The sequence below is a fragment of the Microbacterium sp. NPDC087591 genome, from assembly GCF_044743625.1.
Lineage (GTDB): Bacteria > Actinomycetota > Actinomycetes > Actinomycetales > Microbacteriaceae > Microbacterium.
In genome coordinates this window covers 520,289-540,802 of record NZ_JBIUWU010000001.1, presented here as the reverse complement: position 1 = coordinate 540,802, position 20,514 = coordinate 520,289, and the positions used below count along the sequence as shown (strand labels likewise).

Sequence of the window (20,514 nt, the reverse complement as noted above, 5' to 3'; positions counted from 1 at the left end):
GGGGCGGCGCCGTCAGCGCCGCCCCCACGGATGTGGATCAGCGGAATTCCGCGGTGCCTTCGTCGTACTGTTCGCCGAGGTTGGCGTTGGTGGTCTTCACGTCCTGCACACCGGTGACCAGGCCCTGCAGCTCCTGCACGATCACGTCGTAGAAGCCGGGGGCGGGCCAGTCCGGGTAGAACGAGAGGCCGTCGGCGTCGAGGACGCCGTTGAACGTCGCGATGAGCTCCGCGCTCTTCTCGTCGGTGATGTCGGCCGAGTCGGCGGCGACCGGGAGACCGCCGTTGTTGCCGATGATCGCCTGGATCTCCGGACGCATCGTGATGTCGATGAACTGGTAGGCGAGGTCCTTGTTCGCGGCGTTCTCGGGAACGACCCACAGGTTGCCCGAGGAGCCGAGCGAGAGGTCGGCGCCGGGGAACGCGGTCATGGTCCAGTCGAAGCCGGTCGCCTCGGAGACGAAGCGTCCGAACCACCACGAGCCGGACACGAAGATCGGTGAGGTCCCGTTGATGAACGAGACTCCGGCGTCCTCGGCCTTGACCGACGACACGTCGGAGGCGATGTAGCCCTTGTCGACGTACTCCTTCAGCGTCTCGGTCGCGGAGGTGATCTCCGGACCCTGCCAGTCGACCGGGTTCTTGTAGAGCTGGTAGTCGTCGACGAAGCCGCGATCGCCCTCGAGCAGCGCGAGCTGGTACCAGAGCTGTCCGAGCGGGTACTCGGCGCCGGCCTCGGCGAGCGGGGTGACGCCCTGCGCGACGAAGGCGTCGAGGACGTCGACGAACTCGTCATAGGTCGTCGGGATCTCGAGCCCTGCGGCCGCGAACGCGTCCTTGTTGTAGTACACGCCGACGAACTCGCCGTAGTTCGGGATGCCGAACCAGGTGTCGCCTCCCATGACGCCGTCTTCGGTGTACTTCGCGGTCGTCTGCAGCGACGGCGCGAGCTTCTCGTCCCAGCCGTACTCGTCGACGGCGTCGGAGATGTCGCTGATGAGCCCGGTGGAGGCCAGGAAGCCGGCCGTGGCGTTGCCCTTGTTGAACTCCATCAGGTCGGGGGCCGCGTCGGTGTCGAGCACCTGGCTGGCGGTCTTCTGGATCTGCTCGAAGGACTTCTCCTCGAACTCGACCGTGGCGCCGGTCTCCTCTTCGAAGATCGTGATGGCTTCTGCCCAGGCCTTGCCCATCGCGCTGTCCGCACCCTCGTAGTGCCAGAGCTTGAGGGTGTCGCCGCCGCCGCTGTCGCCGTCGCCACCTGCGGTGCAGCCGCTCAGCACCACGCCTGTCGCGGTGAGGGCGGCCAGCATGGCCAAGGTCTTCGTCCTGCGGATGTTCCGTGCCATCGTCGGCACTCCTTTCTCGGTGGCCCCATGGGCCGGACACTTCACTGGGTCGGGATGTTCAGTTGTGGTGATCGCAATCATCGAAGCGTTTCGACTGCGGCGATGGAAGAAGGCGCGGTGCGCGCCGGTGGTCACTCGCGGCGAGGCGGGACGGAGCCGGCGGCGCGGTAGGTGGGCGGGATGAGGTGGATGCGCGGGGGGAGCCGCGGATCCTCGAGTCTCTGTACGGCGATCTCGACGGCGAGCTCGCAGGAGTCCTGCGGGACGAGAGGAATCGTGTCGACGGCGACGGGAAGCGACCCGGTGTCGAAGGAGGCGGCGGCCGAGACGATCGCGACGTCGACGCCGACCCGGAGGTCGCGGTCGGCGAGGACGGCGAGGAGGGCTTCGTGCACATCGTTCACGGCATGCACGATGAAGGCGCGGATGCCGTCGTCGAGCGCTGCCTCCGCGGACGCGCGCACGGCCGCCATGTCAGTGATGACGGATCCGGTCGCCGTCCAGGAGAGGTCGACGCCGCGGGAGGCGCTGCGCTCCTGCACGCCGCGGAGCAGGCGGCGGGGGAAGTTCGACTTGCGGTACGAGACCTCGGTCTGTCCGAGCAGCAGCACGCGGTCGTAGCCGGCGTCGGCCAGGCGGTCGACGGCCAGGTGTCCTGCGGCCTCGAAGTCGAGGTCGACGCACGTGAGATCGCGCTGGTCGTCGGGAAGGCCGATGAAGATCGTGGGGGTGCGCACGGCGCGGGCGATGGCGACGCGCTCATCGTCGGGGGCGACGTCGAGCACCAGGATCGCATCGACCAGGTTGCTCGCGGCGACCCGGTTCATGCCCTCCGAGGTCTGCTCATCGGTCAGGAGCAGGATGTCGTAGCCCCGGCGCCGTGCGGCCACGGCGGTGGCGAGCACGAAGGCCATGTGGGTCGGCGCGTGGGTGTCGGCCCGCAGCGGCTCGGTGAGGGCGAAGATGTTGGTGCGTCGTCCGGCGAGCATCCGCGCGCCGGCGTCGGGCTGGTACCCGAGCGCGAGCGCGGCATCCTCGATGCGGCGTCGGGTCTTCTCGGATACCGGGCGCTTGCCGCTCAGTGCGTAGGACACGGTGCTGATCGATACGCCGGCGGCCGCAGCCACCTCGTGGATCGTCGTCATCGTGACTCCATCGTCGCTTCACTGAATCATCGAAGCGCTTCGCTAGCGCCTCTTCAGAGATGATAGGCACCCGCGACGTCTTACCGCAAGACTTTTGTGGTGTCTGGCAACAAATGGATCCGTCGCGCGATGAGAGCGCTCCCGCGGCACAAGCGCAGAGAGGGCGACGGAGCCTCGATGGGGGAGGGGATTCGAGACCCCGCCGCCGGTCTAGGAGGCGACTCTGATCTGCGCGATGACTTCGGAGTACTCGGTCTCGCCGACCGGGGTAAAGCCGACGCGCAGGAAGAAGGCCTCAGGGCCGTCGTCGCCTGCCTCGTAGATGACGTTGACGTGATCCATGCCGCGTCTGCGCGCCTCCTCCACGAGGCTCTCGACGGCGAAGCGGCCGACGCCGCGGCCCTGGCCCTCGGCGTCGACGTTGATGCGCCACAGCACGGAGCGGAAGTGCTCCTCCGGTGCGTCGTCGTCGAAGTTCGCACTGACGAAGCCCACGACCTGGTCGCCGTCGAGCACGACGCGCTGCCAGGAGGTCTGGGGGTTGATGACGGTGGCCGCGATCCCGTAGGACACCGGAGCGAGGAACTGCTCCTGTCCGGGCTTGAGCGACAGGTTGTTCACAGCGACGATCGTCGCAGCGGAGAGTTCGACCATACGCAGTTCGGACATGCCCCCAGGCTAACCCCTCGCGCGCGACCGCACACGCTTCGTGGCGAACATTCCTGTTGCGACTCGCCGTCGACCCGCTCCAGGACGCGAGGAACAGCGCTCGGAACGCAGCGCGAGAGCCGCTCAGGTATCTTGGTATCGAGACAAATCGACCTCAAGAGCGGAGAACCTCCCGGTGACCGACGACGCCATCATCTATACCTACACAGACGAGGCGCCAGCCCTCGCCACCGCCTCGTTCCTGCCGATCATCCAGGCCTACAGCGGCCAGGCGGGCATCGAGTTCGAGACCCGTGACATCTCGCTGGCCGGCCGCATCCTCGCAGCCTTCCCGCAGAAGCTCACGCCGGAGCAGCAGGTCGGCGACGCGCTCGCCGAACTGGGCGGCCTCGCCACGCTCCCCGAGGCGAACATCATCAAGCTGCCGAACATCTCGGCATCCATCCCGCAGCTGAAGGGCGCCATCGCCGAGCTCCAGCAGCAGGGCTACGACATCCCCTCGTTCCCCGACGACCCCTCGTCGCTGGAGGAGAAGGACATCCGCGCGCGCTACGACCGCATCAAGGGCTCCGCCGTGAACCCGGTGCTGCGCGAGGGGAACAGCGACCGCCGGGCACCGCTCGCCGTGAAGAACTACGCGAAGAAGCACCCGCACCGCAACAAGCCGTTCGCCGAGGGCTCGAAGACCCGCGTCGCGACGCTCGGTCACGACGACTTCAAGTCGAACGAGAAGTCGTGGGTCGCCGCCCACGACGACGTGCTGACGATCCGCCACACGGCCACCGACGGCACCGTGACCGTGCTCAAGGAGGGCCTCAAGGTCCTGCCGCGCGAGATCATCGACGCGACCTTCCTGTCGGCATCCGCTCTCGACGCGTTCCTCGCCGAGACCCTGGAGCAGGCGAAGTCCGAGGACGTGCTGTACTCGGTGCACCTCAAGGCCACGATGATGAAGGTCAGCGACCCGATCATCTTCGGTCACGTGGTGAAGGCGTTCTTCGCCGATGTCTTCGCGAAGTACGGCGACCAGCTCGCCGCGGCAGGACTCAAGCCGAACGACGGCCTCGGTTCGATCCTGGCCGGCCTCGGCGACCTGGCCGCCGGTCCTGAGATCGCCGCGGCGTTCGACAAGGCGCTCGCCGAGGGTCCGCGCCTGTCGTACGTGAACTCCGACAAGGGCATCACGAACCTGCACGTGCCGAGCGACGTGATCGTGGATGCGTCCATGCCCGCGCTCATCCGCAACGGCGGCAAGCTCTGGGGCAAGGACGGTGGTGAGGACGACACGATCGCCGTCATCCCGGACTCGTCGTACGCAGGTGTCTACCAGGCGGTGCTGGACGATGTGATCGCGAACGGTCCGCTGGACCCCGCGACCATCGGCACCGTCCCCAACGTCGGCCTCATGGCGCAGGCGGCCGAGGAGTACGGCAGCCACGACAAGACGTTCGAGATCGCCTCGGCGGGTGTCGTTCAGGTGCTCGACAGCGACGGCAATGCGCTCATCGAGCACGAGGTCGGCGCCGGCGACATCTGGCGCGCGACGCAGACCAAGCACATCGCGGTCATGGACTGGGTGAAGCTCGCGGTCACGCGTGCTCGTGCCACCGGTGACCCCGCGGTGTTCTGGCTCGACGCGAACCGCTCGCACGACGCGCAGATCATCGCGAAGGTGCACCAGGGCCTGGCTCTGCTCGACACGCACGGCCTCACCCTCACGATCCTCGCGCCCGAGGAGGCCACCCGCTACACGCTCGCGCGCATGCGCCACGGCCTCGACACGATCTCGGTCACCGGCAACGTGCTCCGTGACTACCTGACGGACCTGTTCCCGATCCTCGAGGTCGGCACGAGCGCCAAGATGCTCTCCATCGTGCCGCTCCTCGCGGGTGGAGGACTGTTCGAGACCGGCGCGGGTGGTTCGGCCCCGAAGCACGTGCAGCAGCTGGTCGAGGAGAACTACCTGCGCTGGGACTCGCTGGGCGAGTTCTTCGCGCTGGCAGCCTCGCTCGAGCACTTCGCCGACCGCACGGGCAACGAGAAGGCCCGTGTCCTCGCGCAGACGCTGGATGCGGCGACGGGCACGTTCCTGGAGAACGACCGTTCGCCCGGCCGTGCCCTCGGCACGATCGACAACCGCGGCAGCCACTTCTACCTGGGGCTCTACTGGGCGCAGGAGCTGGCAGCGCAGTCGAAGGATGCGGAACTCGCCGCGGCCTTCGCTCCGATCGCCGCCACGCTCGCCGAGAACGAGGAGAAGATCGTCTCCGAGCTCAACGCCGTGCAGGGCAAGCCGGCGGACATCGGCGGGTACTACCGTCCGGACGATGCACTGGTCGAGGCGGTCATGCGCCCGTCCGCGACGCTGAACGGCATCGTCGACGCGCTGCGCTGACCCGCAGAGCAGGAGCACAGAGGGGGCGGATGCCGCGGCATCCGCCCCCTCTGTGCTGTCGCCCGGCATCCTGAGGTCGCCCGAAGGGAGGCGATGGCACCGGCGTAGGACGGTATCGCCCGAATCCGTCTACGCTCGCGCAATCGCCTACGCTCGCACAGCGCACGCAGACCCGTCGACGGGTGCGCCGCGTCAGTTGTAGACCGAGACCTCAAGGCCGACGGGCGACCAGTCGTAGACGAACTTGGCGAGGTCGATCGGAAGGTTCACGCAGCCGTGGCTCATCCGGTTGCCGTAGTTGTTGTGCCAGTACGTCCCGTGGAAGCCGATGTTGGTGGTGAACCAGGTGATCCACGGCACGTTCTCGGTGCAGTAGGGGGCGCCTTCGTAGCAGCCCATGTCCTGCATCGCGGTGTGTGCGAAGACCTTGAAGTTGCCGGTCGGCGTCGGCGTGCCCGGCAGACCGGTCGAGACGGCCCAGGACCGCACGACGTTGCCGTTCTCGAACAGGTACGCGTGCTGGGTGCTGAGGTTGATCTCGATGCGACGGAACAGGCTCACCGTCTCGAAAGGGGTCTCGCTGACGGAGAGGGCGAAGACGCCGTCGCCGGCTTCGAGCTGCTGAGCGAACGCGTCGGCGACGCCGGAGGTGTCATCGAGTGCGCGCCCGTTCGCCCCCGCCTGCTCCTCGCGGAGCACGGTGCCGGCGGAATCGACGATGTTCGTCGCGTTCACCGGTGCACGGTCGACCGCTGCCGGGAGAGCGTCGACGGTCGCCTGGATCGCCTTCGGGTCGGCCTCGACGCGCAGCGCTCCGTCATCGTCGACCACGGTCAACCACGTGGCGGCGACGGCAGGCGCGACCGGAACGGTCCGCTCCTCGCCGACGTAGAAGCCGATGGTGCCGAGCATCGTGTTGAGTGACGCCGCCGTGGCCTCCGCATCGGCATCCGAGACGGCAGGGGGTGCGGTGGCCGGGCCCCCGGGGTAGTCGAGAGAGGTGCCTCCGGCGGCGACCGCGGTGCTGATCGCCGCGGTGAGGTCGGCCACGTCGATCCCGGTGCCGTCTGCAGCCGGTGTCGTGAGGTACGTGCCGGTCTTCTCGTCGAACACCACTCCGGCGTCGACGGCATCGTCGAAGCTCGACGGCACCGCGGCGCGCAGCGCGCTCGTGGCTGTCGCGGGGTCGAGGGTGATGTCTGCGGGGATGGGGTCGCCCATCCAGGCGCCGAGGTTCCAGAGCGGATGCTCGGCGAACGCCTGATCGGCGAGATCGGTGGCCGCGATGCTGATGCCCAGATCGGCGCCGCTGACGACCGCGCCATCACCGGCGCCGGTCAGGGTGACCTCGGTCTGAGCGAGGTGCGAGGAGATCGCCTCTGCGGCCGCACCGGGCGTCATGAATCCCACGGGGATGCCGGCGACCGTGGTGCCCGGCGCGATCAGGATCATCGAGGCGGCGCCCGCTCCGAGCGCCACGACACCGAGGCCGAGGCCGATCCACAGGCCGAGGCGACGCTTCTTGGGGCGCGGTTCGATCGGCGCCCACTCCACAGGGGTCTCGCCCGTGATCGGCGGAACCGTGTCGGTGGGCGCGTCAGCGGGCGCCAGAACGGACGTCGGCGTCTTGTCGTCGCCGACCCCGTCGGTTACAGCGCCCGGCGCTGAGATCAAATCGGTCACGCACACACCCCCCGGTAATCACACGTTTCCTGTTTGACAATGGTACGGGATAGGAGGTAACGGGGAGGCAACGGTCGCCCGATCAGCCGTCGCCCCTCGGGATCGCCGGACTCACACGATCTGTCGGAACTCACGAGTCGGCGGATTCTCGCCCGCTACGGCCGGACGTCTTCGGCAAGACTGGTCACCATGAAACGCACGATCCGCATCGATGGTCTCGCGAACGCCCGCGATCTCGGTGGTCTCGACCGCAGGGACGGAACCCTCTCACCCGAGGGCGTGTTCGTTCGCTCGGAACGGCTGGAACGGGTCGATTCCGATGGGTGGCGGGCCCTCCGCGCGTACGGGGTGCGCACAGTGATCGATCTTCGGAGGCCCGATGAGCGCACGGGTCAGATCCCCCCATCGATCACACACGTTCAGGTGGACCTCGACGGCGCTGACGAGACGGATTTCTGGGCGGAGTATGAAGCAGATGGACGGTGGGGAACGCCGCTCTACTATCTCGCCCACCTCCAGACCCTGCCACATCGGCTCGCGCTGGTGCTGAACGCGATCGCCGCGGCCGACGAAGGGACGATCCTCTTCCACTGCTCGGCGGGATGGGACCGCACCGGCCTCGTGTCCGCGGTCCTGTTGCGCGCGCTCGATGTCACCGAAGACGCCGCGGTAGCCGACTACCTCGGCTCCTTCGCGAATGCCGGCGCCATGGCACTGCTGCATGAACGGTCCTTCGAGGTCGAAGAACGACAGCAGATCCTCGATCGCTTCGGGCATACCGCAGAGTCGGCGTTCCGTGACATGTACGCGAACTTGGACCTCGATCTCTGGTTCAGCGAATCGAACGTCGAACCCTCGACGCGAGTGGCCATCGAGACGTGGCGCGGAGCTGCGGCCCCAGCGGACGGTGCCTGACGACCTTCGCGACGTCGGACACGGCAGCGACTCAGTCGACGACGGCGAGACCGTCGATCTCGACCAGCATCTCCTCGCGCGGGAGGCCGGTGAAGACGGTCGTGCGCGCGGGCAGCACGCCGTTCGTGGTGTGAGCGGTGACGAAGGCGCCGTACGCCTCGTTCATGATCGGGAAGTCCTCGCGCTTCGTGAGATACACGCGCAGCATCACGACATCGTCGAACGTCGCACCGGCGGCCTCGACGATCGCCTTCACGTTCTCGAGCGTGCGGGTGGTCTGGGCCGCGACGTCGCCGGGGAACAGGTACTCGTTGGTCACCGGATCGACGGGACCCTGGCCGGACACCTGCACGATCGGGCCCTTGCGGATGCCCTGGGAGAAGGTGTGGGCGGGAGCGGGGGCGGCATCGGTGGAAACGCGGGTCTTCGCAGTCATGAGGCCAGCCTAGTAGCCTTGTTAGATGCCTCTACAAATTCCGGATCCCGTACTCGGTGCCTGGGCGAAGGGATTCCCGGCACGTGCCGCCGGCCTGCGTCTGTCGGAGGTCGCGGCAGCGGGTCTGCGCCTCTCGGACCTGAGCACTCCGGTGCTCACGGTGCACGAGGCTGCTCTCTCCCACAACGAGTCGACCGCGTTCGCGTGGGCGCGGGAGCAGGGGGTCCTGCTCGCTCCGCACGGCAAGACCACCATGGCGCCTGCGCTGTGGCAGCGGCTGCTGGATGCCGGCGCCTGGGCGATCTCGGTGGCGACGCCCTGGCAGGCCGAGGTCGCCGTCGATGCCGGCGTGCGCACCGTGCTGATCGCCAATGCGGTGACGGACCCCGCCGCAGCGCGGAGATTCGCCGAGCTGCTGGCCGCGGATCCCGCACTGCGGATCCTGTGCTGGGCGGATTCCGTCGCCACGGTCGACATCCTCGCCGCGGCCACGTTCGACGCCCGTCGGCCGCTGGACGTGCTGGTCGAGCTCGGAGGAGCGGACGGGCGCACAGGCGCACGGACCGTCGCGGAGGGGGAACGGATCGCCGCGGCCGTCGCCGCAGCCCCCGGGCTCCGACTCGCGGGAGTCGCCGGGTACGAAGGGCCGTTCGGTCCGGACCGCAGCGCCGCGTCGGTCGCCGCGGTGGACGTCTACCTGCAGACCCTCGTCGAGCTGCACGGGCGTCTCGACTATCCCTCCGGCATCCGTCCGGTGCTCAGCGCGGGCGGCAGCTCCTTCCCGGATCGGGCGGCTGCCGTGCTGGCCCCGCAGCGCGACAGCGCCGATGTGGTGCTGCGCTCCGGTGCATTCCAGATACACGACGACGGCTTCTACGCGCGCATGTCGCCGTTCGGACCGCTCACGGGCACCGCGCGGCTGCGATCCGCGATGCACGCCTGGTCCCGCGTCGTCTCGCAGCCGCAGGAGGGGCTCGCCCTGCTCGACGCCGGACGACGCGATGTGCCGTTCGACCTGGACCTGCCGGTGCCGCAGTCGGTCGCGGGCGAGATCACCGCCCTGAACGACCAGCACGCCTTCCTGCGCCTCGCCGACGGTGAGACCGCGAGAGTCGGCGACGTCGTCCGGCTCGGACTCTCGCATCCGTGCACGGCCTTCGACAAGTGGCGTGTCGTCGCCGTGATCGATGACCCGGATGCCGACGACCCCCGCGTGATCGGGGCGGTGGCGACGTGCTTCTGAGCGCCGAGAAGGCCGCCGCCGGTCAGGTGAGGGTGTACCGATCCGCGACGGTCGTCGACGGCACCGGTGCCCCGCGCTACGTCGCCGACGTCGCTGTGGAGGGCGTGCGCGTCGTCGCGATCACCCCCGCCGATGAGGCCGGGGGCGCGCAGGTGCCGGTCGAGCTGCCGGAGGGCGCGGTCGAGGTCGACGCCCGCGATCTGGTCCTGGCGCCGGGGTTCATCGACATGCACGCGCACAGCGACCTCGCGGTGCTGACCGGCAGCGCGCACGATGCGAAGATCCGACAGGGGGTCACGACCGAGGTCCTCGGGCAGGACGGTCTGGGATACGCCCCGCTCGACGATGCCTCGGCCGTCGTGATCCCCGCGCAGATCGCCGGGTGGAACGGTCTTCCCGCCGCCGTTCCGTGGCGGGACCTGGATGACCTGCTGCGCGACATCGATGCGGCATCCGTCGGCAACGCCGCCGTGCTGGTGCCCCAGGGGAATCTGCGGATGATGGTCGTGGGGCACGAGAACCGTGCGGCCACGCCCGCAGAGGTCCGGGAGATGTCCGAGCTGCTGGGCGTCGCCCTCGACGCCGGCGCGTTCGGGATGTCGAGTGGCCTCACCTACACCCCGGGGATGTATGCGGACACTGCGGAGCTGGAGGCGCTGTGCCGCGTCGTCGCCGAACGCGGCGGCTACTGGGCTCCGCACACCCGCAGTTACGGCGGCGGGGCGCTGGACGCGTACCGGGAGGTGCTCGACATCGGCCGCCGCACCGGATGCGCCATCCATCTGACGCACGCGACCATGAACTTCGCCCCGAACCGTGGGCGAGCGGGTGAACTGCTCGCCCTGATCGATCAGGCCATCGCCGACGGGGTCGACGTCACCCTCGACACCTATCCCTATCTCCCCGGCGCCACGACGCTCGCGGCGCTGCTGCCGAGCCGACTAGCCGAGAGCGGGGACCTGGTGCGGACGGTCGCCGGACTCGATGACGCCGCACGCGAGCGGGTGCGCGTCGAGCTCGAGGATGAGGGATGCGACGGGTTCCACGGCGAACGAGCCGACTGGACGCAGATCCAGATCTCCGGCACCGCGAACCCCGCTCTCGCCGGCCTCATCGGCCGGACCGTCGCCGAGATCGCCACGGCCTCCGGTCGCCGCCCGGTCGACGTGGTGCTCGACACCGTCGTCGCCGACGCGGGCGCGACCGGCATCCTCATGCACATCGGCGACGAGGAGAACGTCCGCGCGATCATGCGGCATCCTCGGCACACGGGCGGCAGTGACGGCATCCTGATCGGCGCCCGGCCGCATCCGCGTGGACGCGGCACGTTCCCGCGGTATCTCGGGCACTATGTGCGAGAGCTCGGCGTCCTCACGCTCGAGGAGGCCGTCCGGCACCTCTCCGGCACCCCGGCGATCCGCCTCGGGCTGGATCGCTCCGACCTGCCTCGCGGGGTGATCCGCGTGGGCGCGGCGGCGGATCTGGTGTTGTTCGACCCGCAGACGATCGCGGCCGGGTCGACCTTCGACTCGCCGCTGGTTCCACCGTCCGGCCTCATCGAGGTGGTGATCTCCGGGGTGCCGGTGCTCGCGGAGGGAGAGGTCACGGGAGCGACGCCCGGTCGGGCACTGCGCATGCCGCCGCCCGCTCACCGCGCGACGGTGCCGCGGGTGGAGTCCCTGATCGACCCCGCAGCGCCGACGTTCACGTGGCGCGCGGACACCCCCGTCGTCGCTTCGTCCGAACTCGCCGCGTCCGTCGCCCGGCTCGGCGGCGGAGGAGAAGCGCAGGCTTCGCCCGCCATCCATCTGGTGCAGGACTCCGAGGTCGGCGTCGCCCCCTCCGCCGCCGGCCGGATCGGTGCGGAGGCCTTCCGGATCTCCGTCACCGCCGACCGCGTCGAGATCAGGGGTGCGACGACCGCCGGCGTCTTCCGCGGCGCGACGGCGCTGCGACAGCTTCGACGTGCTGGCGACGAAGTCACTGTGCTGCCCTCGGGCGAGTGGAGGGGATCCCCGGCCTACGGCTGGCGGGGCGTGATGCTCGATGTCGCGCGGCACTTCCGCCCCGTGGAAGACCTCCGCCGTCTCGTCGACCTGCTCGCCGATCACCAGCTGAACATCCTGCACCTGCATCTCTCGGACGACCAGGGGTGGCGCTTCGAGGTGCCGGGGTATCCGCGTCTGACCGAGGTCGGGTCCCGCCGCACGGCGACGCAGCGCGGGCATGGCCCGCTCGCCACCGTCGAACCGGGAATCCACGAGGGGTACTACACGGCGGACGAGCTGCGTGCACTGGTGGCCTATGCGGCTGAGCGGTTCGTCACGCTCGTGCCGGAGGTCGAGCTGCCCGGTCACATCCAGGCGGCGCTCGCCGCATACCCCGAGCTCGGCAACCTCGACGTCGGCGAGCCGGCGACGGGGCCGTGGGAGCGCTTCGGCGTGAACGCCCGCACGCTCGCGCCCACCGAGGAGTCGTTGGCGTTCGGCCGGGCCGCGATCGACGCGCTGTGCGACGTCTTCGACTCCGAGTGGATCGGGATCGGCGGCGACGAGGTTCCGGTCACCGAATGGGCGCAGAGCGTCGCAGCGTACGAGCGGATGCGAGAACTCGGGCTGGCGACCCCGCACGACGTGCAGCCGTGGTTCACCGCGCATTTCGCCGCGCACGTGCGCCGTCGCGGACGCACCGCACTCGCCTGGGACGAGGTGCTCGAGGCAGACGTGCCCGAGGGCGTGAGCATCCTCGCCTGGCGTGGCCCCGTCGCCATGCGCGAGGCGCTGCGGCGCGGCATCCCGGTCATCGCCTGCCCCGATCTCGAGGTGTACCTCGACTACCCCCAGTCGGATTCCGCCGAGGAACCGATCCGCGTGGGGCCGCCGTTGCCGATCGAGCGCGTCTACACGCTGCGGGTCGAGGAGGGGGCCGCCGGCGGCCAGGCGAACGTCTGGAGCGAGCACCTGCCGACCCGTGATCGAGTCGACTTCGCGATGTTCCCTCGGCTGGCGGCGGTCGCCGAGCGGCTGTGGGACGGAGGTGAGCCGGGGGAGTACTCCGACTTCGCACGGCGACTTCCCACGCATCTGCTCCGCCTCAGGGCGGCGGGGGTGCGGTATCGTCCACTCGACGGCCCGACGCCTGAGCAACGCCGTCCTGGAGTACCCGGCAAGCCGTTGACGATTCAGGCACGCGAGGAAATCGTCGCCGGTCTGGTCGAGCGCCTCGTGGAGAGGGCGAACGCGGATGCCGCTGAGGCGCCCGCGCCAATGTAACGTTTCGGTAACCCTCGCCGCGCACCGCGGGGCAGAGGTTGCGTAATTTTTGTTCGTAAGGTCTACTAACAAACATGTCCGTGTCGGATGAACCGCGTGTGCCACCGTCGTCAGAGTACGCCGGTGGGAACACGCATGCCTTCGGGCCAGGGCGGCACCTGCGCTCCCGTTCGAAGGTGCTCCCCGAGCACGCGCGCGGACACAACCGCGCTCTGGTGCTGCAGACGCTGTATCACGCGGGCGCGATGTCGCGTGCCGACCTCTCCCGCGAGACCGGGCTGACGCGGGTCACCATCTCCGACCTCGTCGCCGAGTTCATCGCCGATGGCATCGTGATCGAGATGGGTGTCCGCGAGACGGTGGGGCCGGGCAAGCCCCCGATCCTGATCGACATCGATCGGGTGGGGCATCAGATCATCGGACTGGATCTCTCCGGTCCGAACGCGTTCGTCGGCGCCGTGCTCAGCCTCGACGGCGATGTGCTGGAGCGGCGCGAGGTCGAACGGCCCGAGTCCGCCGACGGCGACGCCGCCTACAGTGCTCTCCTCGAGCTCGCCCGGCTGCTGGTGGCTGCTTCCACGCAGCCGCTCCTGGGCGTCGGTATCGGCACCCCCGGTGTCGTGCGCCCCGACGGAGTCGTGCTGAGCTCCCCGAACCTCGGCTGGACGAACTTCCGGCTCGAGGCGAAGCTCGGGGCCGATCTCGACCTCCCCGTGCTCGCGCGCAACGACGCGAACGCCGCCGTGCTCGCCGAGTACACCTTCGGTGACGCCAAGGCAGACTTCATGCTGATCAAGATCGGGCGAGGGGTCGGTGCCGGCCTCATCACCGGCAGCCAGCCGCTGCTCGGCAGCCGCTTCGCCGCGGGGGAGATCGGTCACGTGGTCGTCGGGACCGACGGCGGCCCGCGCTGCGCGTGCGGCAAGGACGGCTGCCTGGAGGCGTGGCTCAGCGTCACGCGCCTGCGGGAGGCGCTCGCGGCCGATCCGGCGGCCCGCGATGAGATCCTGCGTGACGCCGGAACGCGCATGGCGATCGCGATCGCGCCGATCGTCGCCGCCCTCGACCTCTCCGAAGTCGTGCTCTCCGGCCCCGCCGATCTGCTCGACGGCATCCTGATCGATGCCGCGATCGAGACGCTGCACGCCCGGACCCTGGAAGGCGTCTTCGAGGACGCACTCATCCGCCTCACCCACCAGGACGACATCGTCCTGCGGGGCGCGGCCGTCATGGTCCTCTCCGGACAGCTGGGTGTCTCATGATCTCCGCCGCGCAGGCTCACGGGAGCGACATCCGATGACGGGTGTCGACCTCGCCGACCGCTCCGGTCGGCAGATTCGTGTGGGCCTGGACGTCGGCGGTACCAAGATCGACGCGGTCGCGGTCGGCCCGGACGGTGAGATCCTCGGCCGTCTCCGTCGTCCGACCGGCTGGGGCGAGGACGCGGTCCTCGAGAACATCGCGCTCGCCGTCGGCACCCTCGCCGAGCAGGTCGGGATCTCCGTCTCCGACATCCGTTCGGTCGGCGTCGGAATCCCCGGACTGGTCGACGCGGACTCGGGCCTCGTGCTGCACGCCGTCAACCTCGGTGTCGACTCCCTCGACCTCGCCGTACGGGCGGAGCGTGCGCTCGGCGTGCCGTTCCGCGTCGAGAACGACGTGAAGGCCGCCGCCCTCGGCGCCGCCGCTCTGCGCGGGGTCAGCGGGTCGATGGCGTACCTGAACCTCGGCACGGGCGTCGCGGCCGGCATCGTGATGGACGGCCGCATCTGGCGCGGTGCGCGCGGCACGGCCGGCGAGGTCGGACACATCTCGGTCGACCCGAACGGACGACTCTGCGGCTGCGGTCAGCGCGGCTGCATCGAGACGTTCTGCGGGGGAGGGGCGCTCGCCAGAGCCTGGGGGCGTCCTGGCGTTCTGCCGGTGCGGGACATCCTCGATGCCGCCGACGCGGGCGATGAGCACGCCGTCGCCCTGCGCGACGACCTGTACCGCGGTGCAGCGGCCGCCGTGCGCGTGCTGGTGCTCTCGGCCGACGTCGATACCGTCATCATCGGCGGGGGTCTGACCTCGCTCGGCGAGCGGCTGGAGAACGGCATCCGGCGCGCCCTGCTGGCCGGAGCCGAGGCCTCGCCCTTCATGCGTTCACTGCACCTCGATGAAAGAATCGAGTTGCTGGCTGCCGGCTCTCCCGCCGCAGCGTTCGGCGCCGCACTCGTCGGCGCATCCACATCTGAGAAGGAGATCGTGTCCCATGGCTGAGGTCGTCATCGTCGAGAACGCGGAGGCCGCGGGAACGCTGGTCGCGACCGAGATCGTCGAGCTCATCGCGCAGCGCGCCGATGCCGTGCTGGGACTCGCCACCGGGTCGACGCCGCTGCCGGTGTACCAGGCGTTGCGCACGCAGCTCGCCGGGCGCGACCTGTCGCAGGTGCGCGGCTTCGCGTTGGACGAGTACGTCGGGCTCGACCCCGCGCATCCGGAGAGCTACCGATCCGTGATCACGCGCGAGGTCATCGAGCCGCTGGGACTCGACCCGCAGCGCATCCATGTGCCCAACGGTGCCCACGCGACCATCCAGCACGCGGGTGACGACTACGAGAGCGCGATCGAGGCCGCAGGGGGAGTCGACCTGCAGATCCTCGGAATCGGCACCGACGGACACATCGGGTTCAACGAGCCCGGATCGTCGTTCGCCTCGCGCACCCGTGTCAAGACGCTCACCGAGCAGACCCGCGAGGACAACGCCCGCTTCTTCGACTCGATCGACGACGTGCCCAAGCACTGCATCACGCAGGGCCTCGGCACCATCCTGAAGGCCCGTCACCTCGTGCTGCTCGCCTTCGGCGAGGGCAAGGCTCAGGCGGTGGCGGATGCCGTCGAGGGGCCGCTCACGGCCTTCCTGCCCGGTTCGGCGATCCAGCTGCACCCGCACGCGACCGTCGTCGTGGACGAAGCAGCAGCCTCGCGCCTGAAGCTCGCCGACTACTACCGCTACACCTTCGCCAACAAGCCGGCCTGGCAGGGCATCTGAGCCCGCTCAGCGGGCGAGCGCCGGCCACGCCAGCGGCAGCAGGTGCTCCACGCTGAGAGGCGCGAGCGGGAGCGTGGACATGTCATCGGGCGTGATCCAACGCAGCTCGGCGAGTTCGGCCTGCACCGAGACGGCACCGGGGTCGATCGCGGCGGCGAAGGCATCGGCGACCACACGGTGACCCGGCTCGTTGGCAGCCGCCGAGATGAATCTGCCCAAGGGGCGCAGGTCGCTCTCGACGAGCAGCACTCCCAGCTCCTCGTGCAGTTCGCGGATCAGGGTCGCCGCGGCCGACTCGCCGGCCTCGGGCTTGCCGCCCGGCTGCATGAACCGGGTCGTGCCGTGCTTGCGGACGACGAGCACCCGATCGGCCTCGTCGACGATCACGGCTGCGCTCACATGGATGTCAGGCATCGGCGGAGAACACCTTCCCGGGGTTGAGGATGCCGTGCGGGTCGAAAACCTGCACGATCTGTCGCTGCAGCTCCCACTGATCGGAGCCGAGCTCATCGACCAGCCAGCGTCGCTTGAGCACGCCGATGCCGTGCTCTCCGGTCAGCGTGCCGCCCAGACGGATGGCGGCACGGAACAGCTCGTCCGCGGCGGCCCAGATGTGGGGCGGGGTCTCGGGCCCGTCGAAGATGAAGTTGGGATGCAGGTTGCCGTCGCCGGCGTGCGCCACGGTGGGGATCGTCAGGCCGAAATCGCGTTCGATGCGGGCGATCTCGTCGAACATCTCGGGCATGGCGCTCCGCGGCACGGACACGTCTTCGATCAGCGTGGTCCCGAGCGTGGTCATCGCCGCGTGCATGGAGCGCCGGATGGACAGGAGCCGCTCGCCCTCGTCGGGGTCGTGCGACACCACGGTCTCGCCGTCATGGGCGCGCAGGACCGTGGCGATCGTGTCGGCTTCGGAGGTCGCGGCAGGGCCGTCGGTCTGGATCGTGAGCTGGGCTGCGCCCGGGGGAGGGGTGGCGAGCCCGAGCAGGGCATGGACGGCGGCGAGGCTCGCGGCGTCCATCAGCTCCATGATCGCCGGCTGCACGCCCGTGGCCGTCACGGCCGCGGATGCCGCTGCCGCGCTCCGCACATCGGGGAAGGTCGCGGTGACCGTGCAGGTGGAACCCTCGACCAGGCGCCGCAGCTTGAGGGTGGCCCCGACGATGACGCCGAGAGTGCCCTCCGAGCCGATCACGAGCGAGGTCAGGTCGAGCCCGGTGACGCCCTTGACGCTGCGGTGTCCGAGGTGCAGCAGGCGCCCGTCGGCGAGGACGAGATCGACGCCGAGCACCGCATCGCGCACGACGCCGTATTTGGCGCACAGCAGCCCGCCCGCGCCGGTCGCGATGTTGCCGCCGACCGTGGAGATCTCGCGGCTGGCGGGATCGGGCGCCCACCAGACCCCGTGCGCGGAGAGCAGACGGTTGAGGTCGGCGTTCAGGATGCCGGGTTCGACCACGGCGAGGAGGTCATCTGGGCGGATCTCGACGACGGCGTCCATGCGCCGAGTCGACAGCACGATCTCGCCCGTTCCGGCGTTGGCCGCTCCGGCGAGGCCTGTTCCGGCTCCGCGGACGACGACGGGGGTGCGCGTCGCGGTGGCGATGCGCAGGGTCTCCTGTACATGTGCGACGGTCTCGGCGTGCACGATCGCGAGCGGGCGACCCGTGGCGGCGTGGCCAGAGCGGTCTGCGCGTGCCTCCTCGAGCGCGGTCTCGTCGAGTTCCACGAGATCGCCGAGCGCGTTCTGCAGCTGCGCGACGACGTTCATGCCGCAGCGCTCCAGACGGGTCGGACGCGCAGGGTGCTCATGCGCTGGCGCTCATGACAGTGCGCGGCGTCCGCTGATCACGCCGGCGGCGATCGCGACCAGACCGAAGGCCGTTCCGATCAGCGCCTGGTCCATCGACCACCACGCGATCGTGACGCCGACGTAGATGAGCAGCTCGACGGCGGCGCGGAGGAACGGATGCACGCGCAGCACCGGACGAGGAGAGAGGAACAGCGCCCACACGAGCAGGACCACGACCGGGGTGCCGATGCCGAGGATGATGTTCCAGGGGAGAGACCAGGTCGCGAAGCCCCACAGCGCGAGCGAGGCGATGGCCAGGACCAGGACGATGGCGCGGACGACGTCGAGGACGGTGATGACCGGACGCTCGACGCCAGGTACGGGGACGGAATCCTGGGGCATGGTCCCAGTCTATTCGGCGCTCGCCGGCTCCTCCGCCGCTGTCGGCGCGCTGTCTGCCGGTGCCTCGACCTTGGCGGTGTCCTCGGCGGTCGCGGAGGCTGCTGCCGCCTCGTCGACAGGAGCCGACTCCTCGACGGGCGCCGGCTCTTCGGCGGGCGCCGACTCTTCGACGGGAGCGACGGGTGTTGCCGGGGCCTCTGCGGCCGGGGTCTCTTCTCCGGGAGCGGCGGGCGCGGCCGGCGTCTCCTCGACCGGCGTCTCTCCGGCCGGAGTCGTCGACTCCTGAGGCACGGTGGCCTCCTCGGTGCCGGGCACGGGCTCGTCCGCGACCAGGGCGTCGACCGTCGCGACATCGGCCAGTGACGGGTCTGCGCCGTCATGCGTGATGGCACACACCAGCAGCCACCACTCGGGGATGGGCGCGAGGCTCCAGAGCGTCGTCGTGGTCGTCGTGCCGACCGTGTCGCCGTTCACGTAGGCGAAGTCGACGGCGGCATTGCCGCACAGCTGCGACAGGCTCGCAGTGAGTGCGACCGTTCCATGACCGACCGCATCGCCTTCCACGGCGGGAGCCAGAGGTGTCGTCGTGGCTCCGCTGCCCTCGAGCTGTGCGCGGACGGTGGCTGAGGCGGCGCCGGACACCTGCACGACGTAGTGCGTGACGAAGAACTCCTCCCCTTCGCCGATCCACTCGAACCAGGCTTCGGCCTGTCCGACCGTGGGCGATCCCTCCGGGACGGCGGGGTCGACCGGATCCACCGGGTCGACGGGATCGACCGGGTCGACCGGGTCGACCGGGTCGACCGGGTCCACCGGGTCGACGGGGGTGACCGGCTTCTCAGGAACGACGGGAACGGGGGGAGCGGTCACCGGACCGGAGGGCTCGACCACGTCGGGCTGCGCCTCATGGGCGGGAGGAGCGGCGTCCTCCTTCGGCTCGGGTGCCGGCTCTTCGATGATGACGGGCTCGTCGAGCGTCATCGAGGCGTCGGGGCCGACGTCTGCTGCGATCGACGAGGGGTCGCTGTCGCCCGCGTTGGGCTGCGATGCTGCCGGCTGGGCCCCGGTGAGACCCGGGATGATCGTCGCGGCCGCGACGACACCGGCGACGACGAGCGCCGCGGAGCCCGCGCCCACGAGAGCGCCCATGCCGGTGAGCATGCCTCCGCTCGCCGCGCCGCCCGCTGATCCGGCGCTGCTGCCGGCTGCGGTGTTGCCACCGGCCGCGCCGCCCGATCCGCTCCCCGAACCTGCACCACTCGCGGCTGTGCCGGCGGATACCGCCGAGCCGGGATCGCCGGCCACGACGACACCGGGGATGCCCGAGGGGGCTGCGGCGAGGGCGACGATCGGAGCGCCACCGCCCTGCAGCGTCGCCAGGTACCCGGCCGAGCCGGTGATGCCGAGGACGAGCGGGAGAAGGACCAGAGCGAGTCGCTTCGAGACATCCTTCGCCTCGGCGGCGACGATCATGCAGCGCGCGCACTCGTCGAGGTGCAGCTCGAGGCGCTTGTAGTCGCGGGCGCTGAGGTTGCCGCGCGAGTACGCCCCCAGGTGCTCGATCGTCCACTGGCAGTCGGAGCCGGGCGCCGCGCTGCGCAGGTGAGCCTGGATCCACGCCTCGCGCAGACCTTCCCGGGCGCGGAACGCGAGCTGCGAGACGGCGCCGGACTTCATGCCGAGCAGCGGCGCGACATCCTGCGGCTTCATCTGCTCGATCTCGGTGTACCAGAGCACTTCCTGCCAGCGCGAGGGCAGACTCCGGAATGCCTGCGCGGTGAGGCTGCGGTCGAGCGCCTCGTTCGCGGCCTGATCGGTGCTGTCCGGGTCGGCGACGGAGTCGAGCTCGTCGATCGCCGACTCGCGGCGGGAGCGACCCCAGGCGGCTGCCGTGTTGCGGATGCTCGTGAAGAGATAGGCGCGGAAGGAGCCGTTGGGCCCGCCGCCCTTGACGATCGCCTGGTAGATGCGGGTGTAGGACTCCTGCACCAGGTCGTCGGGGTCGATGGATGAGGTGACGGAGCGGGCGACCGCGATGCCGGACGGGTAGTGGCGTCGCCAGAGTTCTCCGAACGCCTCCGTGTCACCCGAACGGGTGCGGAGGATCAGATCGGCGTCAGCGATCGGTTCGTCGTGCGGAACGTTCTCTTCTTCGTGCACTTTCATCCATCTGTCTCGGAGCA

At 69.8% G+C, this 20,514-nt stretch carries 16 protein-coding genes; 7 read left to right on the top strand and 9 right to left on the bottom strand.

The window, feature by feature from the left end; all coding sequences use genetic code 11:
- Positions 1-37 precede the first annotated feature (37 nt).
- The 3 genes from ACIOVG_RS02520 to ACIOVG_RS02510 all read right to left on the bottom strand — a co-directional run bounded on the left by ACIOVG_RS02520 (position 38) and on the right by ACIOVG_RS02510 (position 3,159).
- A complete protein-coding gene (locus tag ACIOVG_RS02520; protein WP_400868722.1) occupies positions 38-1,345 on the bottom strand; it encodes an ABC transporter substrate-binding protein in 1,308 nt (435 codons plus the stop codon).
- A gap of 131 nt (positions 1,346-1,476) precedes the next feature.
- Positions 1,477-2,490 carry a LacI family DNA-binding transcriptional regulator gene (locus tag ACIOVG_RS02515; protein ID WP_400868721.1) on the bottom strand — a complete coding sequence of 338 codons (1,014 nt, stop codon included), beginning with the start codon at positions 2,488-2,490 and terminating at the stop codon, positions 1,477-1,479.
- A 210-nt stretch (positions 2,491-2,700) separates the two neighbouring features.
- A complete protein-coding gene (locus tag ACIOVG_RS02510; protein WP_363552151.1) occupies positions 2,701-3,159 on the bottom strand; it encodes a GNAT family N-acetyltransferase in 459 nt (152 codons plus the stop codon).
- A 175-nt stretch (positions 3,160-3,334) separates the two neighbouring features.
- Between ACIOVG_RS02510 and ACIOVG_RS02505 the strand changes: the two genes are divergently transcribed.
- Positions 3,335-5,554 carry an NADP-dependent isocitrate dehydrogenase gene (locus ACIOVG_RS02505; RefSeq protein WP_400868718.1) on the top strand — a complete coding sequence of 740 codons (2,220 nt, stop codon included), beginning with the start codon at positions 3,335-3,337 and terminating at the stop codon, positions 5,552-5,554.
- A 192-nt stretch (positions 5,555-5,746) separates the two neighbouring features.
- Here ACIOVG_RS02505 and ACIOVG_RS02500 read toward each other — a convergent pair whose 3' ends face one another.
- Positions 5,747-7,237: a L,D-transpeptidase gene (locus tag ACIOVG_RS02500; RefSeq protein ID WP_400868716.1), complete on the bottom strand. Its 1,491-nt coding sequence runs from the start codon at positions 7,235-7,237 to the stop codon at positions 5,747-5,749.
- 189 nt (positions 7,238-7,426) lie between these two features.
- Between ACIOVG_RS02500 and ACIOVG_RS02495 the strand changes: the two genes are divergently transcribed.
- Entirely contained in the window at positions 7,427-8,152 is a 726-nt protein-coding gene (locus ACIOVG_RS02495) for a tyrosine-protein phosphatase (protein ID WP_400868715.1), read from the top strand.
- A gap of 31 nt (positions 8,153-8,183) precedes the next feature.
- Here ACIOVG_RS02495 and ACIOVG_RS02490 read toward each other — a convergent pair whose 3' ends face one another.
- A complete protein-coding gene (locus ACIOVG_RS02490; protein ID WP_400868713.1) occupies positions 8,184-8,588 on the bottom strand; it encodes a RidA family protein in 405 nt (134 codons plus the stop codon).
- 25 nt (positions 8,589-8,613) lie between these two features.
- Here ACIOVG_RS02490 and ACIOVG_RS02485 point away from each other — a divergent pair, with 25 nt between their 5' ends.
- The 5 genes from ACIOVG_RS02485 to nagB all read left to right on the top strand — a co-directional run bounded on the left by ACIOVG_RS02485 (position 8,614) and on the right by nagB (position 16,137).
- Entirely contained in the window at positions 8,614-9,831 is a 1,218-nt protein-coding gene (locus ACIOVG_RS02485) for an amino acid deaminase (RefSeq protein WP_400868711.1), read from the top strand.
- Positions 9,822-13,103 (top strand): family 20 glycosylhydrolase, encoded by a 3,282-nt coding sequence (locus ACIOVG_RS02480; protein ID WP_400868709.1) that lies wholly within the window; start codon positions 9,822-9,824, stop codon positions 13,101-13,103. The genes ACIOVG_RS02485 and ACIOVG_RS02480 overlap by 10 nt, the downstream gene beginning before the upstream one ends.
- Positions 13,104-13,177: 74 nt before the next feature.
- Positions 13,178-14,365: an ROK family protein gene (locus ACIOVG_RS02475; protein WP_400868707.1), complete on the top strand. Its 1,188-nt coding sequence runs from the start codon at positions 13,178-13,180 to the stop codon at positions 14,363-14,365.
- Positions 14,366-14,399: 34 nt separating this feature from the next.
- Entirely contained in the window at positions 14,400-15,365 is a 966-nt protein-coding gene (locus ACIOVG_RS02470) for an ROK family protein (protein ID WP_400868705.1), read from the top strand.
- Entirely contained in the window at positions 15,358-16,137 is a 780-nt protein-coding gene (gene nagB, locus ACIOVG_RS02465; protein ID WP_400868703.1) for a glucosamine-6-phosphate deaminase, read from the top strand. Before ACIOVG_RS02470 ends, nagB begins: the two co-directional genes overlap by 8 nt.
- Positions 16,138-16,143: 6 nt before the next feature.
- Here nagB and ACIOVG_RS02460 read toward each other — a convergent pair whose 3' ends face one another.
- Genes ACIOVG_RS02460 through ACIOVG_RS02445 form a run of 4 tightly spaced genes read right to left on the bottom strand, consistent with a single transcriptional unit; the run spans position 16,144 to position 20,491 of the window.
- The gene (locus ACIOVG_RS02460) at positions 16,144-16,551 is read right to left on the bottom strand and encodes an NUDIX domain-containing protein (protein WP_400868701.1); all 408 of its coding nucleotides are present in this window, start codon (positions 16,549-16,551) and stop codon (positions 16,144-16,146) included.
- Positions 16,544-17,908, bottom strand: coding sequence for an FAD-binding oxidoreductase (locus tag ACIOVG_RS02455; protein ID WP_400868699.1), 1,365 nt, complete (start codon positions 17,906-17,908; stop codon positions 16,544-16,546). The genes ACIOVG_RS02460 and ACIOVG_RS02455 overlap by 8 nt, the downstream gene beginning before the upstream one ends.
- A gap of 51 nt (positions 17,909-17,959) precedes the next feature.
- Positions 17,960-18,331: a YrdB family protein gene (locus ACIOVG_RS02450; protein WP_400868697.1), complete on the bottom strand. Its 372-nt coding sequence runs from the start codon at positions 18,329-18,331 to the stop codon at positions 17,960-17,962.
- Between the two features lie 9 nt (positions 18,332-18,340).
- On the bottom strand, positions 18,341-20,491 hold the full coding sequence (locus ACIOVG_RS02445; RefSeq protein ID WP_400868695.1) for a sigma-70 family RNA polymerase sigma factor: 2,151 nt from the start codon (positions 20,489-20,491) through the stop codon (positions 18,341-18,343).
- Between the last annotated feature and the right edge of the window lie 23 nt (positions 20,492-20,514).